The sequence below is a fragment of the Thermococcus celericrescens genome (assembly GCF_001484195.1).
Classification (GTDB): Archaea; Methanobacteriota_B; Thermococci; order Thermococcales; family Thermococcaceae; genus Thermococcus; species Thermococcus celericrescens.
The window spans coordinates 1-13,832 of record NZ_LLYW01000046.1; the positions used below are offsets into that span (position 1 = coordinate 1).

The window sequence follows — 13,832 nt, forward strand, 5'->3', positions numbered from 1 at the left end:
CGTCAACGACCGTGAGCCCCTCAACGGCTATTCTCTCCCCCAGCCTGCCCGCGAGTATGCTGTCGCCGTTCTTGACGGCGTCCGCCTCGGCGGCGTGACCAAGGGCCTCGTGGATGAAGACTCCGGTAAGCTCCGGGTCCATTATCACATCGAACTCGCCCGAGGGCGGCGAGCGGGCGTGGAGGAGAGAGACGGCTTTTTCCTTAATGAGGTCCGCCCACAGGGGGAAGTCTATTCCCTCCAGCAGCTCCCAGCCAGCCGTCCCGCCGAAGCTCTTCCAGTAGCCCTGCATCTCGCCGTTCTCCCTGGCAGTAACCGAGAGGGCGATTCGAAGGCGAGGGGTCACCGTCTCTATCTCGCTTCCCAGGGAGTTGAAGTAGAAGGTCTCCTTGAGACCGTCCCCGTAGTGGACGCGCCTGCTTGAGATGGCATCCCCGCTCAGAAGAGAATCGATCTCCTTCACCAGGGCGAGCTTGTCCTCGATGTCGATGTCCGTGAAGGGCTTTTTAACACCGACCACCGCCCTGTCCTTCACGGGGTCACCGAGGTAAATCTCCGATTTCCCTCTTGAGAGCCTCGCAATTTTCATCGCTGTTTTTATAGCGCCCTCCGCCCGTCTCATGTCGTTCGCGCTGGAGAAACCCCAGGCGCTGTTGAACGCCCTGACGCCTATTCCCATCTCGGTGTTGAGGGAAAGCTCCTCCAGCTGGCCGTTCTGCATGCCGAGATGGGTTGCCGTGACACGGGTTATCCTAATCTCATAATATGGTATACCGTAACGTCCCGCCAGTTCCTCGGCCTTTCTCACCAGTTCCTCCATACGCACACCGATGGACATAAAAGGGAGTTCCTTTATATGGGTTGTCATAGAGGACGGGTATAGATGGATGAACCACAGGGTTTAAGGGTTGGCCATGGAGCGGCGTAACGAGATACTCGAAACTATCACGGACAAGCCGGGGATAACCTTCCGGGAGCTGGCAAGGGAGCTCGGGATAGGAATAGGCGACCTGCAGTACCATCTCCGGAAACTCGAAAAGGAGGGCAGAGTATTCTCAAGGAAAACGGGCAAGAGGCGCTACCTGTTCCCGAAAGGCTTTGAGGAGAAGGCACAGAGGCTGCTCATAGCCATATCCACTGAGACGAGGAGAAGGATACTACTGCTCCTCATGGAGGGGCCGAAGAACCAGAAGGACATGGCGAGGAGCCTTGGACTCAGCCAGCCGACGGTGAGCTACCACATGAACGAACTGATAAAGCTCGGTGTCGTGACCGCGGAGAAGGAAAGCAGGAGCGTCATATACACCCTCTCCTACGATCCCGAGCTGATAGCAAGGCTGATAAAGGAGTACCGGCCGAGCCTGTGGGAGAAGCTGGCCGACAACCTGATAGACCTGCTGACGAGCGTGGGTGATGGAGAATGATGGAAACCCTACTCGCTATCATGGCGCTGATCCTTGCGCTGACGCTGGCGGGAATCTCATTCATCGCGTACAGGAAGAGCCATCTGCGCCCGGCAATGTACCTGGTGATAGCCTTCCTCCTGCTCGCAATCAAAAAGACGATAGAGACCGCCAAACTGGCGGCGTGGATAGAGCGGGACGTGGGGCTGGTGGTGGGCGCCCTGGAGGTGGTCGTTCTGGCCCTGTTAGTGCTCTCGCTCTGGAGGCGCTAACGAACCACCATGACCGGGGGGCCTATCAGACCGACTACCTCCTCGAGAAGGCTCCCTATCCTCGTTTTTCCGCTCCTGCCGTAGGCACCCATGACGACCAGACTGTAGCCCCCAGAGTTGGCCTCTTCGAGGATCTTTTCCTTGGCAGAACCCTCGACTATCCTGAAGGAGCAGTTCACGCCCTCCTCCTGACAGAGCTCCAGGAGGTTCGTCATCAGGTGCTTGATGCTCCTCTTCATGTCCTTCCATATCTCCTCCTCAAACCTCTCAACCTCCGAGAGGTTCTCGCTGAACATTCCCAGGTTGAAGGCCATGGCCCTGGCTTCCCTCCTGTCCAGGACCGAGAAGAGTATGACCTTTCCCCTCTTCTTTTTGGCTATGGCGATGGCGTGAAGCGCCGCCTTCTGGCTCCACTTCGAACCATCAACGAGGACGAGTATCCGCATGACATCACACCCCTATATACCTTATCCAGAGCAGCCCCAGTCCTATAGCAACGGTGACGAACATTATAACAAGCCCAACCTTGAGGAAGTCCATAAACGTTATCCGAACGCCCTCCCTGCTGGCGATACCGATGACAACCACGTTGGCGCTCGCACCTATTGCAGTTCCGTTGCCGCCGAGGCAGGCTCCGAGGGAGAGGGCCCACCAGAGCGGGTAAACGTTCATCGAACTCCCCATTGCCTTTATGAGGGGTATCATCGCCGCAGTGAGGGGGATGTTGTCCACTATGGCGGAGGAGACCGCGGAGAACCAGGTTATTATAATCAGCGCCTCGCCGGTGTTCCCGATGTATCCCAGTATCCAGCGGGCAACCCCGTCGATGATGCCTGTCTCCACGAGGGCACCGACGAGTATGAAGAGGCCCATGAAGAAGAATATTGCCGTCCACTCGACCTTTTCGAGGATCTCCTCCGGGTCCATCCCGCTCCACAGGAGGAGAACGGAGGCGCCGGTGAGGGCAACGACTGCCGGCTCAATCCCCAGCCGATCGTGGATGAAAAAGAGCATGACTACCCCAAGTATGACCGCCACGGACTTCTTGAAGAGGGAGTAGTCCCTTATGGCATCCCTCTCATCGAGCTCACTGAGGGTCGAAAGTATTTTGTCCCTCTTGGCGTCGCTGATCTTCATGGCGTTCCGGTAAACTAGGTATATTATCCCGAGGGAAGTGAAGAGGTCCACGAGCGCTATTGGCCCCATGTTAAAGAGGAACTCATTGAAGCTCAGCCTGGCCGCGGAGCCTATCATTATGTTGGGGGGATCTCCAATGAGGGTGGCAGTTCCACCTATGTTGGAGGCAAAGACCTCCGCTAGGAGAAACGGGACAGGATTGATGTCCATTAGGCGCGTTATGTAGAGGAGCATCGGGGTCAATAGCAGGACGGTCGTAACGTTGTCAAGAACCGAGCTTATGACTGCGGTAACAACGGAGAACAGCAGAAGAACCTTCATAGGACTCCCCCTGGCAAACTTGGCGGTTTTTATGGCTATGAACTCAAAGAGACCGCTCTCCTTGGAGGTGTTGACGATTATCATCATGCCGATGAGGAGGAAGAGCGTGTCGAGGTCGAGGTGCTCGGGAAGTGCCTCCCACGGCACTATGCCGAGGAACAGCACAACGGCCGCACCGAAGAGGGCCGCGACCGTTCTGTGAACCCTCTCGCTGATTATCATGGCGTAGGTTACCAGGAACACTGCGACGGCTATTCCTGCTGCGATGGTCTGCTCCATGGTCATCACCCAACTAGTAGATTATAACCGGGCTCTCAAGATGCTGGACTATCTTCAGAACGACGGGGCTCACGGGGGACGTCTTGGTGACCTCCGAGCCGTAGCTCCTAGACACGACGAGGAGGTCGAAGTTCTCGTTCTCCATGAGTCTTATGACGTCGTCACTCTTGCTCCCTATGAACTGCCTCCGCTCTATTCTAAGGCCCAGCTCCTCAAGCCTCGGAGCTATTTTGAGAACGAGGGCTCTAGCAAATTCCATTTTGGCACTTCTAAGCTTTTCAGCCTCCTTCCTGCCAAGGGTCTGCTCAATGAGCGCCAGGGTCCGTTTCTCCGAGATATAAACGAGCGTCACGGACGCACCGCTGTAAGCGCTTAGCGTGTCGTAGAGCTCCTCCGGTATCTCGCTGGAGAATCTGTCGATGGGGATCAGAATCGAACGAACCTCCGGAAGCACGAACTCCTCAGGAAGGAGCAAAAACTCCCGGTACCTCCGGGTTATCTCCTCGTACCTGTCCGCGGCGATGTTCTGGAACTTCCTCTGGATGAGCTTGCTGAATATGTCCATTCCCATCCCCACCTTCTGAAGGAAGAAGAGGAATATATAAGCTTTTTCTGGCTCCCTGCCCATCTCAAGGGGCCGGACTCTGAAAAGAAAAAAGGTTGCCCAACGACATTTCAGTTAAACGGATGAACCACAAACCCTTTATTAAAAGCCGCAGAGGTGTGTGCGGGGTGAGAGTATGAAGCGAACAGTGGCCGTGCTTCTCATAGCCCTGCTGATTCTGCCGTTCGCAGGATTTGCAGCGGCCCAGTGCCCAGAAGAGGGACACACGGTTGTTCTGAAGGCACCGGCAGTCTCAAAGACTTCCAACGGAGAGCTCGTCGGAGTGGCCACCGACTTTGTGATAACAGTCACACCCGGAACGGGGCACGTCTACGTGGAGACCTGGCCCCTGGCGGAGGTCGATATGCAGGCCAGCGCGAGGCTTGCCGCCCAGATAGCGGGCAAGGTTCTCGGCGTGGATATGAACAAGTACAACGTCTTCATTCAGATAAAAGCCGATTCTCCAATTATCGGCGGCCCATCGGCCGGGGGAACCATGACCGTCGGAATAATCGCAGCCCTCAAGGGATGGAAGGTCAATCCAAAGGTCATGATGACGGGAATGATAAACCCGGACGGCACCATCGGCCCGGTTGGCGGCATACTGGAGAAGGCATCCGCCGCCCACGGCGTCGGGGCCAACGTGTTCCTCATCCCCGAGGGACAGCGGGTTCAGTACGTCCAGGAGACCCAGAAGAAGGAGATAGGGGGCATAGTGGAGATAAACACCCAGACGAAGAAGGTGGATGTGGTAGATTACGCAAAAGAGCGCTGGGGTCTGACGGTTATTGAGATAAAGGACATATACGACGCCGTTTACTATTTCACAGGGCGCAGGATACCGAGGCCCGAGACCCCCTCCTACGTCAGCGTCGATACGTCATTCCTCAGAGACGACGCTCTGAGCGACTACGAAAACACTACTGCATACTACAGGGAGACCCTCCAGAAGCTCAAGGACAGCGACGTCAGCTACGCGACGTACACCACACTGATGGAGGCCCTGAACCAGGCCAGTGCCGTTCTCAACCAGTCCAAGGAAGCGATCGATGACGGCATGTACTACACCGCACTCAGCAAGGACTTCCAGGCAAGGATAATGATACGGCACGTTGACTGGTACCTGGACGTGAAGTCCCAGGACGATGTTCAGAGGCTCCTCAAGATCGCGGGGAGCCAGATAAACGCATCGGAAAGCACCGTCTCCGGGATAACCATAAAGGGCGTCACGATGCTCCAGGCCGTGGCGGCCGCGGAGGAGAGGGTGGAGCAGGCCAAGGGGCTGCTTGATGAGGCGTGGAAGTACTACTACAGCGGCGACTACTGGGACGCCGTGGGCGATGCCGCATACGCCTACGAGAGGGCCAAAACCGCAGAGCTATGGGCGCACCTTGGAGAGAGGTTCGCCGGAAAGGACGAGATAAGCAGAGAGGTCGTCAAGGCCACAGCGAGGGACTACATCGACGAGTCCAACCTCATCGTGACCTACATCGAGTCGATGTACGGCACCGTTGGGGGCGACCTCAGCCAGAGTATCCAGCAGGCGGAGCAGTACTACGAGGACGGCAAGTACTCGGCGGCGCTCTTCACGGCGATGGAGGCGCGTGTGAGGGCCCAGGTCTTCCTCGACACGCTGGGTATAGACAACCGGAGCGTGCTGATGGACAAAATGAAGGCCATGAAGGACGACGCTAAGACGGCCATAGGAGTGGCCCAGAGCCAGGGCGTCACGCCCGTCCTCGCGATGGCCTACTACGAGTTCGCCGAGAGCTACGAGAAGAGTGCGGAGGAGAACGGAAGTATCGAAGACCTGCAGACCGCGATGATATTCTACCAGTACGCCAGGGAGACGGCCGGCCTCTTCCTCAGCGCGCCGTCCCAGCAGACCCCACTGCCCCAGGACAACTCAACCGACGTACCGCAGATAATCATACCCACCGGCGCGTCCACTCCGACCGATGGCTCCACCAGCACCCGGTCGGAAGGTACGTCGGAAGGACTCCCCGCCGCGGCACTGGCGGCAGCGGCAGTGGGGGCGTTTCTGGTCGGTGCTCTAGTTGGAAGAAAGCTCTGACCACCACTTTCTTTTTTAGGCAATGACCTCCTTCCCGCCTTGAAGGGAGAGGGTTCCAACGAGTTAACCCCTCGCCAAACGCGGGGAGGTTCGAGGGGTTTCATTGAAACCCACTAAAAAGCGGGTCTTCGACCCCTCGGGGAGGGTCTTCCCCCCATTACCCCTACCCGCCGTTAAACCCCGCAGGCTCGGGGTTATCGTTTTCACGGCTTTTTTCAAAATATTAAACGCTCCAACTAAGTCAGCGTTCATAACAACGCCCTCCCCACAGCACTTAAATAAACCCCTAACAAAGCGGGCATTAGAATGGCGTTGGCCGCAGAGAGGGCAAAGCTGGGAAGTGAAAGCCTCACCAACAAGCACAACCAGAATACCATACTCCTCAGCCACTTCCTTCAAGCGTTTAATGACAGTATTAAACCGCCAGACGTGGGAGAGGAGGAAATTCTGCTTCCTGCCTTTCTCCGAGCCTCTCGCTATTCCCTTTGGATAACCAACGACAATCCTCGAAACTCCAAGATGATAAAGCCTCTCCACAGTCTGCCTAACGGCAGTGTTAATGTAGTGCTTGGCTTGAAGTTTGGCCTTCTCGTGCATTCTCCGGAGTTTTCTGCCCTTCTTCGCTCCGCTTTTGTTGAGTTTAGACTGATAATCCGCTATTCTCTTCTGCCAGTAGAAGGCGATGCTCTTTAATGGTCTCCCACTGACCAAGAAACTCTCGCCGTTCTCAACGTAAACGGCCATCAGGTTGTTCACCCCAAGGTCGATTCCTGCCGAAAGGTTGCCTAAGGGTTGTTTCGGAACTTCAACCCACTCGTCATTGATTAGTTTTTCTTCCACGGTAAAGCTCAAGTGAGCGTACCACTTCCGCCTTACGGGGTCGTATTGTATTTCCAGTCTTCCCTGCTTACCCTTCAGGTAGATCCTCCCATTGAATTGAATCCTCAGTCTTCCAAACTTTCCAAGGCGCCTCAACTCGATGACGTTCCCGTCGATTTTGTACTGATCGTTCCGGAGTGGGATGATGAAAAGCTTCCTCCCGTTCTCCTCCCTGAGGAACCCCGGTGGTTTTGGCCTGAACCATTCCGGCAGTTCTCCGGACTTTTTCTTCCTGTTGAGGGAGAAGAATGACCTCCAGCTTTCGGCGTTCTTCCTCGCTAACTGCTGGACGGTCGAGCCCCCAATCCAGTTTTTGAACTCGTGGTATGCTTTCTTCTCCGTCCCGTTGAAGTCGATTTTCCCGAATTCCTTGAATTGTTTGAGCCGTTGGTAGTTCAGCCTGTTCCAGATTACTGCGGTGGCGTGAGCTAACTCGAAGAGGGCTTTCTCCTGCTCCTTGCTTGGCTGGAGTTTAAGGGTTACAGTCCTCTTCATTCCAAAGTATGGTATGATTGTTAGGCCTTAAAAGAGTGTTGCTTTCCGCTTGATGCCTTATTAGGCGGTTGACCGTTACCCAGCCCCAAAGGACGAGGCCTGAAAAAGAAAAAGGTCAAACCAGCGCTTTCAGGAATTCAACGTAGACGCGCTTCACCCTCCTCAGGGATTCAACGCTCACCCACTCGTCGCTCCCGTGCCAGTTGCCACCGACCGGCCCGTAAACCAGCGTAGGCTTGTTGAGGTAAGTCCCAAAGTAGTTGAAGTCCCCCACGCTCCGGCCGTAGATTATCTCGGGCTCCCCTCCAAGGACGGTCCGGTGGACGGACTTGAAGATGTTCACAAAGCGGTCGTTCTCCCTGACGACGTAGGGAAGCATATCCGGCGTCGGTCTCTCAAACTTCGAGACCCTGATGTTCCCCTTCAGCTTTATCCTCCCCGCAAGGTTGAGAAGCTCGGAGCTGACCCTCTCCCAGTCCTCGCCGATGACTACGTGTCTGTCGATTATCGCCCTGGCATAGTCCGGGACGCTCAGGCCGTCGGCCGAGCCCTCAATACTAAGGGTGCAGTACGAGCCTGCCCCCAGCTTCCTGTGGTTCCTGAAGCGTATCTTCCAGAGGGAGCCGACGAACCTTCCCAGTTCCTCTATGGCGTTGAGCCCCTCGTGTGGCCTCGCCGCGTGGGCCTTCTTCCCGAAGACCTCCACCTGAACGACGAACCTTCCCCTGGCGCCGAGCATGAGCCTCTCGTTCGTCGGCTCGGCGACGAGAACAACGTCAGCCCTGTCCAGCTTCCCACTTCGTATCAGCTCCCAGGCACCCCTGGAGTAGCCCTCCTCATCGACGACTGCGGTGAAGATCACGGTGGGCCGCTCCTTTCGGGGAAGCTCCGCCATCTCAACGAACGCGGCCAGGAGCGCCGCAAGGCCCGCCTTCATATCCGCACTGCCCAGGCCGTAGAAGCGGTCGCCCTCCAGCTCTCCCTTTGGGTTCTTCGTCCAGCCGGGGGACAGGTTGACGGTGTCCATGTGGCCGTTCAGAACGACGGTGTAGCTCCTCCCAGGAAGATGGGCTATCACGTCGCTCCCAAAGCCCTCAACGGGAAGGAGCTCTACATCAAAGCCGTGTTCCTCGAGAAACGAAGCGATGAATCGGGAGATTTCCTCCTCTTTCCCAAACGGGGAGCTTATGGACACCAGTTCCTTCAGGAGATCAAATTCCATATAATCCTCACCGAATGATAAAAACAACAAAGTACTTAAGTAATTTTCCCCAATAACATTGAACAAAATTTGACCAAAGTCCCAGTTTTTTTCAATAAATGCCAAAGGAATCCCTGAATTCCACGGGAAAGGATTATACATCTATCAAGGCGAGTACTAAGCCCACAGCACTCACGAACGGATGTATTTCAGCCAATATACCATCGAGCAGAAGGTAACGCGGCAGGGGAACCAGAAACGGTGAATGTACCAAGAACAGGAAGTTTGTTTTCTGGTGGACCGGGCGGGATTTGAACCCGCGGCCTCCGCCTTGCGAGGGCGGCGCTCATACCAGGCTGAGCTACCGGCCCACACCCGGTATTAGGAACCGGCCCTGGGTTTAAAAGCTTTTGGTTCCCTCAGCTTCTTCTGTTTCCATATCAATGTCAAAGACTTAGAATCACCAAAGCCCTTTTAACTCATACATGCCAACAAACCCCGGTGGTGGGATGGACCCCCTAACGTTTCACAGGGACAACTTCATAGGGAACGGAAAGATAGAGGTAATACCCAAGGTTCCCCTCACGGGAGAGAGCCTCAGCCTCGCGTACACGCCAGGTGTAGCGGAGGTTTCGCGAAGGGTAAGGGAAAATCCCGAGGACGCCTTTGAATACACCAACCGCGGAAACACGATAGCCGTCGTGAGCGATGGAACGCGGGTCCTGGGCCTCGGGGATACAGGGCCCCTCGGGGCACTCCCGGTCATGGAGGGGAAAGCTTTGCTCTTCAAGGCCTTTGGGGGAGTTGATGCGTTTCCCCTAGTGGTGGACGAGAAAAACCCGGACCGCCTCATCGAAGTTATAAAAGCCGTTTCACCCTCCTTCGGGGGAATCAACCTCGAGGATATCTCCTCCCCGAAATGCTTCTACATCCTTGAGAGGCTGAGGAAAGAGCTCGAAATTCCCGTCTTCCACGACGACCAGCAGGGAACCGCGAGCGTCGTCCTAGCGGCGCTCATAAATTCGCTGAAGGTGGTCGAAAAGAAGCCTGGCGAAATCACGGTCGCGCTCTTCGGGGCGGGGGCAGCGGGATTCGCCACCCTCCGGCTGATCACGAAGGCCGGAATACCCCCTGGGAACGTCCGCGTTGTCGAGCTTGTGAACGGGGAGCCGAGGATTTTAACACCGGACCTTCCGCTTGAGGAGATCTTCCCATACCGCGGCGGGCTTCTTGAAAAGACCAACGCCGAGGGGGTTGAGGGGGGTCCGGAGGAGGCGCTGAAGGGTGCGGACGTGATGATATCGTTCACGAGGCCCGGGCCGGGGGTGATAAGGGGGGAGTGGGTAGCGGGCATGGCCGACGACGCAATAGTATTCCCGCTCGCCAATCCAACGCCGGAGATACTCCCGGAGGAAGCCAAAAAGGTGGGCGCAAGGATCGTGGCCACCGGCAGGAGCGACTACCCGAACCAGGTGAACAACCTCCTGGGCTTCCCGGCGATTTTCAGGGGGGCCCTCGACGTGAGGGCCAGAACCATAACGGACGGGATGGTCATCGCCGCCGCACTGGCCATGGCGGAAACAATCGAACCCGACGAGGACGAGATAATCCCCTCACCATTCCATCCCGACGTCCACCCGAGGGTCGCGAGGGCGGTTGCAGAGGAAGCGATGCGCGAAAACGTTGCAAGGATACGCGTGAGCGGGGAAGAGGTGGAGGAGAGGCTGAGGCGCTGGAGGGAGTTCTACGAGCGGGAGATAGCGCCCCTCAACGACCGTAGAGGGAGCTACCGTTAGCGTCTATCGCCACCAGCAGCGGGAAATCCTCGACTTCAAGAACCCACACCGCCTCCGGCGTGCCAAGCTCGTCGAGCCAGAGCACCTCTCTGACGTTCTTTATGCTCTTCGCCGCGAGGGAGCCAGCTCCACCAGTGAAGGCGAAGTAAACGGTCCGGCCTTTAAAGGGCCCTGGGTTCATCCCTCCCTTTCCTATTATCCCGCGGACACCGAGGGAGAGAATCCCCTCCAGGTAGCGGTTCATTCTCGCGCTGGTTGTGGGGCCCGCCGAGACAACCTCATAGCCCCCACCACCTTTCCTTATCACAGGCCCGCAGTGGTAGATCACGGCCCCATCAAGGTCGAAGGGAAGCTCCCTCCTCGCGGCGAGCTCCAGAATTCTCCTGTGTGCCGAATCCCGGGCGGTGTAAACTGTCCCTGAGAGGTGAACCACATCGCCGGCCCTGAGATTCAGGACGTCCTCTTCACCCAGGGGAGTTCTCAGCCTCACTGCCAAACCTCAATCCCCCCGTCCGGCTTTATCCTGAGGAAAGCCCTCCTGTTGGCCCAGCACTGGACTATCAAACCGACCGGAAAGCTCGCGGGGTGCCTGTGGGCGACTTCGATTTTGACGTCCAGCGCGGTGGTTTTGCCCCCCATACCCATCGGACCTATTCCGAGGGAGTTGACCTCCTCTAGGAGCTCAGCCTCGATTTCCGCTATTCTACCGTCGGAATTCCTCTCGCCCACCCTCCTGAGCAGGGCCCTCTTGGCCAGACTCAGCGAGAGGTCCGCGCCCCCACCGACACCTATCCCAAGTATCACCGGCGGACACGGCTTGCCACCGCATTCCCTGACCCGTTCAAGGACGAAGCGCTTCACCCCCTCCCATCCTTCGCCTGGGGTCAGCATCGCGAGGGCGGAGCAGTTCTCGCTGCCGCCCCCCTTGGGGAGAACTGCCATCTCGATTTCGCTCCCTTCAACCAGCTCCCAGTGAACCACAGGGACAAACAGGCCGGTGTTGTCCCCGGAGTTCTTCCCGTTCAGAACATCGACGGCATTGGGCCTGAGCGGGACTTCCCGCGTCGCCCTCCTCGTCGCTTCGACTATCGCCCCCTCCAGCCCGCGAAGGTAAGGACTCTCAACCCCTGCCCTCACGAAGAACGTGAGCGTTCCCGTGTCCTGGCAGACGGGGATCGAGCCATCCCTCCCAATTTCTACGGCCTTCAGGATGTTTTCGAGGTTAAACCTGGCCACCCCACTCTCCTCACGCTCGTAGGCCTTTCTGAGAGCCGAAACAACGTCGTCCGGGATCCTCGTGACGGCCAACCTTATCGCCTCAACGATGGCATCGACAAGCAATTGGCATTCACCTGTCTAAAGGTTGGGGTCTTGATTAAAAAGTTTGACGTGAGAATTTAAAAGCCATCTCCACAAGGGAACCACCTCGACCTTCAGCCCGTTCTCTACCATTTCATCGGAGTAGTCCCACGTCACCAGCGTCCCCCTGTTCACACCAAACAGTTTCATAACCCTGAAAAGGTTCTCCACATCCCTTGAAGCTACTTCATCCTCACTTGAGGCATACGTAACCTGTATGAGTTCGGTCTCTCCTTTATCCCTCACAACAAAGTCCACCTCGCCCTTAGTGTCCCGATAATGGTAGAGTTCAACACTGGGTCTCTTCTGACCTCCTCCCCGCCCTGAAGGACGAGGCCTTCAAAAGAAAAATGTAATATTTGAACCGTAGGAGTTCAATGAAAACTGCGTTCTCCATGAGCCTACTGATGTTTTCCGAAACCTTTGGCAGGACCGCGTTGAGCATTCCCGTGTCAACTGCGTAGACCTTCTTATCGCTCCTCACAACTTCTTTGGGCTTGAAGGAGAACTTGGGAAGCTCAAAAATCAGGTAGGCAGATTCAAGGTACTCGACGTAGTTCTTCACCGTCTCGATGTTGCCGATTCCGAGGGCGTTCTTTGTCTTGCTGTATGTAAATCGTCCGGCGAAGTTCGAGAAGAGGTAGAAGGCGACCTCCTTCAGCTCACGGACGTTTCTGAGGCCGTAGCGGACTATGACGTCCCTCGTGATGATATCGTTGTAGAGATTTATGAGGTACTCCCTGCCGAAGTGCAGAGCCTCCGGGAAGCCACCGCGCTCGATGTACTCCGTTAGGGCCCTCTTTATCAGAGCCTCGTCCTTCGTTGTCTTAACATCCGGCTCAATTTCCCGGTACGTTAAAAACTCCCTGAACGAAAACGGCAGGAGTGTATAGCTCAGGTATCTTCCAGTCAGATACGTTGCGAACTCCCGTGAAAGAAGCCGGGCATTGCTTCCCGTTACCACCGTTGGATAGTCGTCCCTAAGAACCGAAACCATCCTCTCCCAGCCCTCGACTTCCTGAACCTCGTCAAGAACCACGTAATCAAACTCACCAAAAAGCTCGTAACCTGCCTGCATAAGCCTCCTATAGTCCCCAATCGCGAAACCCGCCATCGCAGGATCCTCAAAGTTCACGTACAGTGGTCTGCCGGGAAGGTCGCCGAGAGAACAGATTTTCCGGAGCGCCTCGGCCCGGTTATTATGTGAGCCGTTGGGCTGAAGTTAGCAAGGATCCTCCCCTTCAGCTCTCTCCCGACGATGTTCTCCCGCTCAAGCTTCCTGCTTAGGGTATCCCACTGATCAGCCAGCACCCTCTTAAGTTCCTCAACGTTCATAGGACAAACTAGTTCAAACTCCCTATAAAGTCTACCACTATACTGGCAAACTTCTCATCAAAATCGTACCACCATACTGGTAAACTTTTCCTTTTTTTCTTTTGAAAGCCTTGCCCTTTAGGGCGGGATGCAATAAACTGCCCAACAGCCCTTAAACGCCGAAACCCTTTTGAACTTTGGGGTGTAGTAAGGCCTCGGAGGGGCCACTCAAAAGAACCCGGTGAGAGGGGGTTTCAGTTACCACTCCGCCTTGGAGTGGTTGACGCTGTTAAGCGTCTTTCAAAGGGCCTTCGAGCGGTTTGAAAGCGGTTTGAAACCCGGGAGTGGCCTTTGAGTGATAACCCCAATCCAGTCTGGCGGTAGGGGTAACGGGTTCAAGGCCGAGCCCTCGGGTCGAGCTGAAACCGGCGACGGGAGTAGGCGAATGAGCGCCCGAAAACCTCCCCGTCACTGGCGAGGGATTGACTTGTTGAAACCCTCCCCCTTCACGGCGGGGAGGAGGTCAGCAGTATGCTGGTAAAGGTTTGCGAGAAGTTGAAGATGAACTAAAGGGAAGAAGGGCATCAGCCCTTCAGAACCTCAACTATCTGCTCCGCGACCTGGACGCCGGCCCTCATCTGGGCCTCGACAGTCGAGGCGCCGATGTGGGGGGTCAGGACAACGTTGTCAAGCTTGGT

General features: G+C 56.2%; 15 protein-coding genes, 1 tRNA gene and 1 pseudogene. 4 read left to right on the plus strand and 13 right to left on the minus strand.

Features of this window, described 5'->3' with window-relative positions:
* A partial coding sequence (locus APY94_RS11640) for a TldD/PmbA family protein (protein WP_169791818.1) occupies nucleotides 1-820 on the minus strand: 820 nt, incomplete at its 3' end.
* Between the two features lie 94 nt (nucleotides 821-914).
* Here APY94_RS11640 and APY94_RS11645 point away from each other — a divergent pair.
* Both APY94_RS11645 and APY94_RS11650 read left to right on the plus strand, forming a co-directional pair.
* Complete coding sequence (locus APY94_RS11645; RefSeq protein ID WP_058939789.1) at nucleotides 915-1,424, plus strand: winged helix-turn-helix transcriptional regulator; 510 nt, start codon at nucleotides 915-917, stop codon at nucleotides 1,422-1,424.
* Nucleotides 1,421-1,675, plus strand: coding sequence for a hypothetical protein (locus tag APY94_RS11650; RefSeq protein WP_058939790.1), 255 nt, complete (start codon nucleotides 1,421-1,423; stop codon nucleotides 1,673-1,675). Before APY94_RS11645 ends, APY94_RS11650 begins: the two co-directional genes overlap by 4 nt.
* Here APY94_RS11650 and APY94_RS11655 read toward each other — a convergent pair.
* The 3 genes from APY94_RS11655 to APY94_RS11665 are packed head-to-tail and all read right to left on the minus strand — an operon-like array spanning nucleotide 1,672 to nucleotide 3,977.
* The gene (locus tag APY94_RS11655; protein ID WP_058939791.1) at nucleotides 1,672-2,121 is read right to left on the minus strand and encodes a universal stress protein; all 450 of its coding nucleotides are present in this window, start codon (nucleotides 2,119-2,121) and stop codon (nucleotides 1,672-1,674) included. The genes APY94_RS11650 and APY94_RS11655 overlap by 4 nt on opposite strands.
* A gap of 4 nt (nucleotides 2,122-2,125) precedes the next feature.
* Nucleotides 2,126-3,412, minus strand: coding sequence for an ArsB/NhaD family transporter (locus APY94_RS11660; RefSeq protein ID WP_058939792.1), 1,287 nt, complete (start codon nucleotides 3,410-3,412; stop codon nucleotides 2,126-2,128).
* Nucleotides 3,413-3,425: 13 nt separating this feature from the next.
* A complete protein-coding gene (locus APY94_RS11665; protein ID WP_058939802.1) occupies nucleotides 3,426-3,977 on the minus strand; it encodes a universal stress protein in 552 nt (183 codons plus the stop codon).
* A gap of 175 nt (nucleotides 3,978-4,152) precedes the next feature.
* On the opposite strand from APY94_RS11665, the gene APY94_RS11670 reads away from it, so the two are divergent.
* Entirely contained in the window at nucleotides 4,153-6,090 is a 1,938-nt protein-coding gene (locus tag APY94_RS11670; RefSeq protein ID WP_058939793.1) for a S16 family serine protease, read from the plus strand.
* 63 nt (nucleotides 6,091-6,153) lie between these two features.
* On the opposite strand, the gene APY94_RS11675 is transcribed toward APY94_RS11670, so the two are convergent.
* The 3 genes from APY94_RS11675 to APY94_RS11685 all read right to left on the minus strand — a co-directional run bounded on the left by APY94_RS11675 (nucleotide 6,154) and on the right by APY94_RS11685 (nucleotide 9,036).
* On the minus strand, nucleotides 6,154-7,464 hold the full coding sequence (locus APY94_RS11675; RefSeq protein ID WP_058939794.1) for an RNA-guided endonuclease InsQ/TnpB family protein: 1,311 nt from the start codon (nucleotides 7,462-7,464) through the stop codon (nucleotides 6,154-6,156).
* Between the two features lie 115 nt (nucleotides 7,465-7,579).
* Nucleotides 7,580-8,686, minus strand: a complete 1,107-nt coding sequence (locus tag APY94_RS11680) for a M20 family metallopeptidase (protein ID WP_058939795.1) — start codon at nucleotides 8,684-8,686, stop codon at nucleotides 7,580-7,582.
* Between the two features lie 272 nt (nucleotides 8,687-8,958).
* Nucleotides 8,959-9,036: transfer RNA gene (locus APY94_RS11685), tRNA-Ala, on the minus strand.
* Between the two features lie 138 nt (nucleotides 9,037-9,174).
* Here APY94_RS11685 and APY94_RS11690 point away from each other — a divergent pair.
* Nucleotides 9,175-10,461 carry an NAD(P)-dependent malic enzyme gene (locus tag APY94_RS11690; protein ID WP_058939796.1) on the plus strand — a complete coding sequence of 429 codons (1,287 nt, stop codon included), beginning with the start codon at nucleotides 9,175-9,177 and terminating at the stop codon, nucleotides 10,459-10,461.
* On the opposite strand, the gene APY94_RS11695 is transcribed toward APY94_RS11690, so the two are convergent.
* The 6 genes and pseudogenes from APY94_RS11695 to APY94_RS13765 all read right to left on the minus strand — a co-directional run.
* Nucleotides 10,433-10,957 (minus strand): FumA C-terminus/TtdB family hydratase beta subunit, encoded by a 525-nt coding sequence (locus APY94_RS11695; RefSeq protein WP_058939797.1) that lies wholly within the window; start codon nucleotides 10,955-10,957, stop codon nucleotides 10,433-10,435. The genes APY94_RS11690 and APY94_RS11695 overlap by 29 nt on opposite strands.
* Nucleotides 10,948-11,802: a fumarate hydratase gene (locus APY94_RS11700; protein WP_058939798.1), complete on the minus strand. Its 855-nt coding sequence runs from the start codon at nucleotides 11,800-11,802 to the stop codon at nucleotides 10,948-10,950. Before APY94_RS11700 ends, APY94_RS11695 begins: the two co-directional genes overlap by 10 nt.
* A 15-nt stretch (nucleotides 11,803-11,817) precedes the next feature.
* Nucleotides 11,818-12,078: a hypothetical protein gene (locus tag APY94_RS11705; protein ID WP_157065544.1), complete on the minus strand. Its 261-nt coding sequence runs from the start codon at nucleotides 12,076-12,078 to the stop codon at nucleotides 11,818-11,820.
* Nucleotides 12,079-12,109: 31 nt separating this feature from the next.
* Nucleotides 12,110-12,934 carry an ATP-binding protein gene (locus APY94_RS11710; RefSeq protein ID WP_058939800.1) on the minus strand — a complete coding sequence of 275 codons (825 nt, stop codon included), beginning with the start codon at nucleotides 12,932-12,934 and terminating at the stop codon, nucleotides 12,110-12,112.
* A 17-nt stretch (nucleotides 12,935-12,951) separates the two neighbouring features.
* Complete coding sequence (locus tag APY94_RS11715) at nucleotides 12,952-13,155, minus strand: hypothetical protein (RefSeq protein WP_058939801.1); 204 nt, start codon at nucleotides 13,153-13,155, stop codon at nucleotides 12,952-12,954.
* Nucleotides 13,156-13,718: 563 nt separating this feature from the next.
* Nucleotides 13,719-13,832 (minus strand): annotated as a pseudogene (locus APY94_RS13765) (3-phosphoglycerate dehydrogenase); the annotation flags it as partial.

Excerpts from the sequence above, each read along its gene's own strand:
- APY94_RS11645 (WP_058939789.1), top strand. The coding sequence starts at position 915 with ATGGAGCGGCGTAACGAGATACTCGAAACTATCACGGACAAGCCGGGG.
- APY94_RS11650 (WP_058939790.1), top strand. The coding sequence starts at position 1,421 with ATGATGGAAACCCTACTCGCTATCATGGCGCTGATCCTTGCGCTGACG.
- APY94_RS11655 (WP_058939791.1), bottom strand. The coding sequence starts at position 2,121 with ATGCGGATACTCGTCCTCGTTGATGGTTCGAAGTGGAGCCAGAAGGCG.
- APY94_RS11660 (WP_058939792.1), bottom strand. The coding sequence starts at position 3,412 with ATGGAGCAGACCATCGCAGCAGGAATAGCCGTCGCAGTGTTCCTGGTA.
- APY94_RS11665 (WP_058939802.1), bottom strand. The coding sequence starts at position 3,977 with ATGGACATATTCAGCAAGCTCATCCAGAGGAAGTTCCAGAACATCGCC.
- APY94_RS11670 (WP_058939793.1), top strand. The coding sequence starts at position 4,153 with ATGAAGCGAACAGTGGCCGTGCTTCTCATAGCCCTGCTGATTCTGCCG.
- APY94_RS11675 (WP_058939794.1), bottom strand. The coding sequence starts at position 7,464 with ATGAAGAGGACTGTAACCCTTAAACTCCAGCCAAGCAAGGAGCAGGAG.
- APY94_RS11680 (WP_058939795.1), bottom strand. The coding sequence starts at position 8,686 with ATGGAATTTGATCTCCTGAAGGAACTGGTGTCCATAAGCTCCCCGTTT.
- APY94_RS11690 (WP_058939796.1), top strand. The coding sequence starts at position 9,175 with ATGGACCCCCTAACGTTTCACAGGGACAACTTCATAGGGAACGGAAAG.
- APY94_RS11710 (WP_058939800.1), bottom strand. The coding sequence starts at position 12,934 with ATGGCGGGTTTCGCGATTGGGGACTATAGGAGGCTTATGCAGGCAGGT.
- APY94_RS11715 (WP_058939801.1), bottom strand. The coding sequence starts at position 13,155 with ATGAACGTTGAGGAACTTAAGAGGGTGCTGGCTGATCAGTGGGATACC.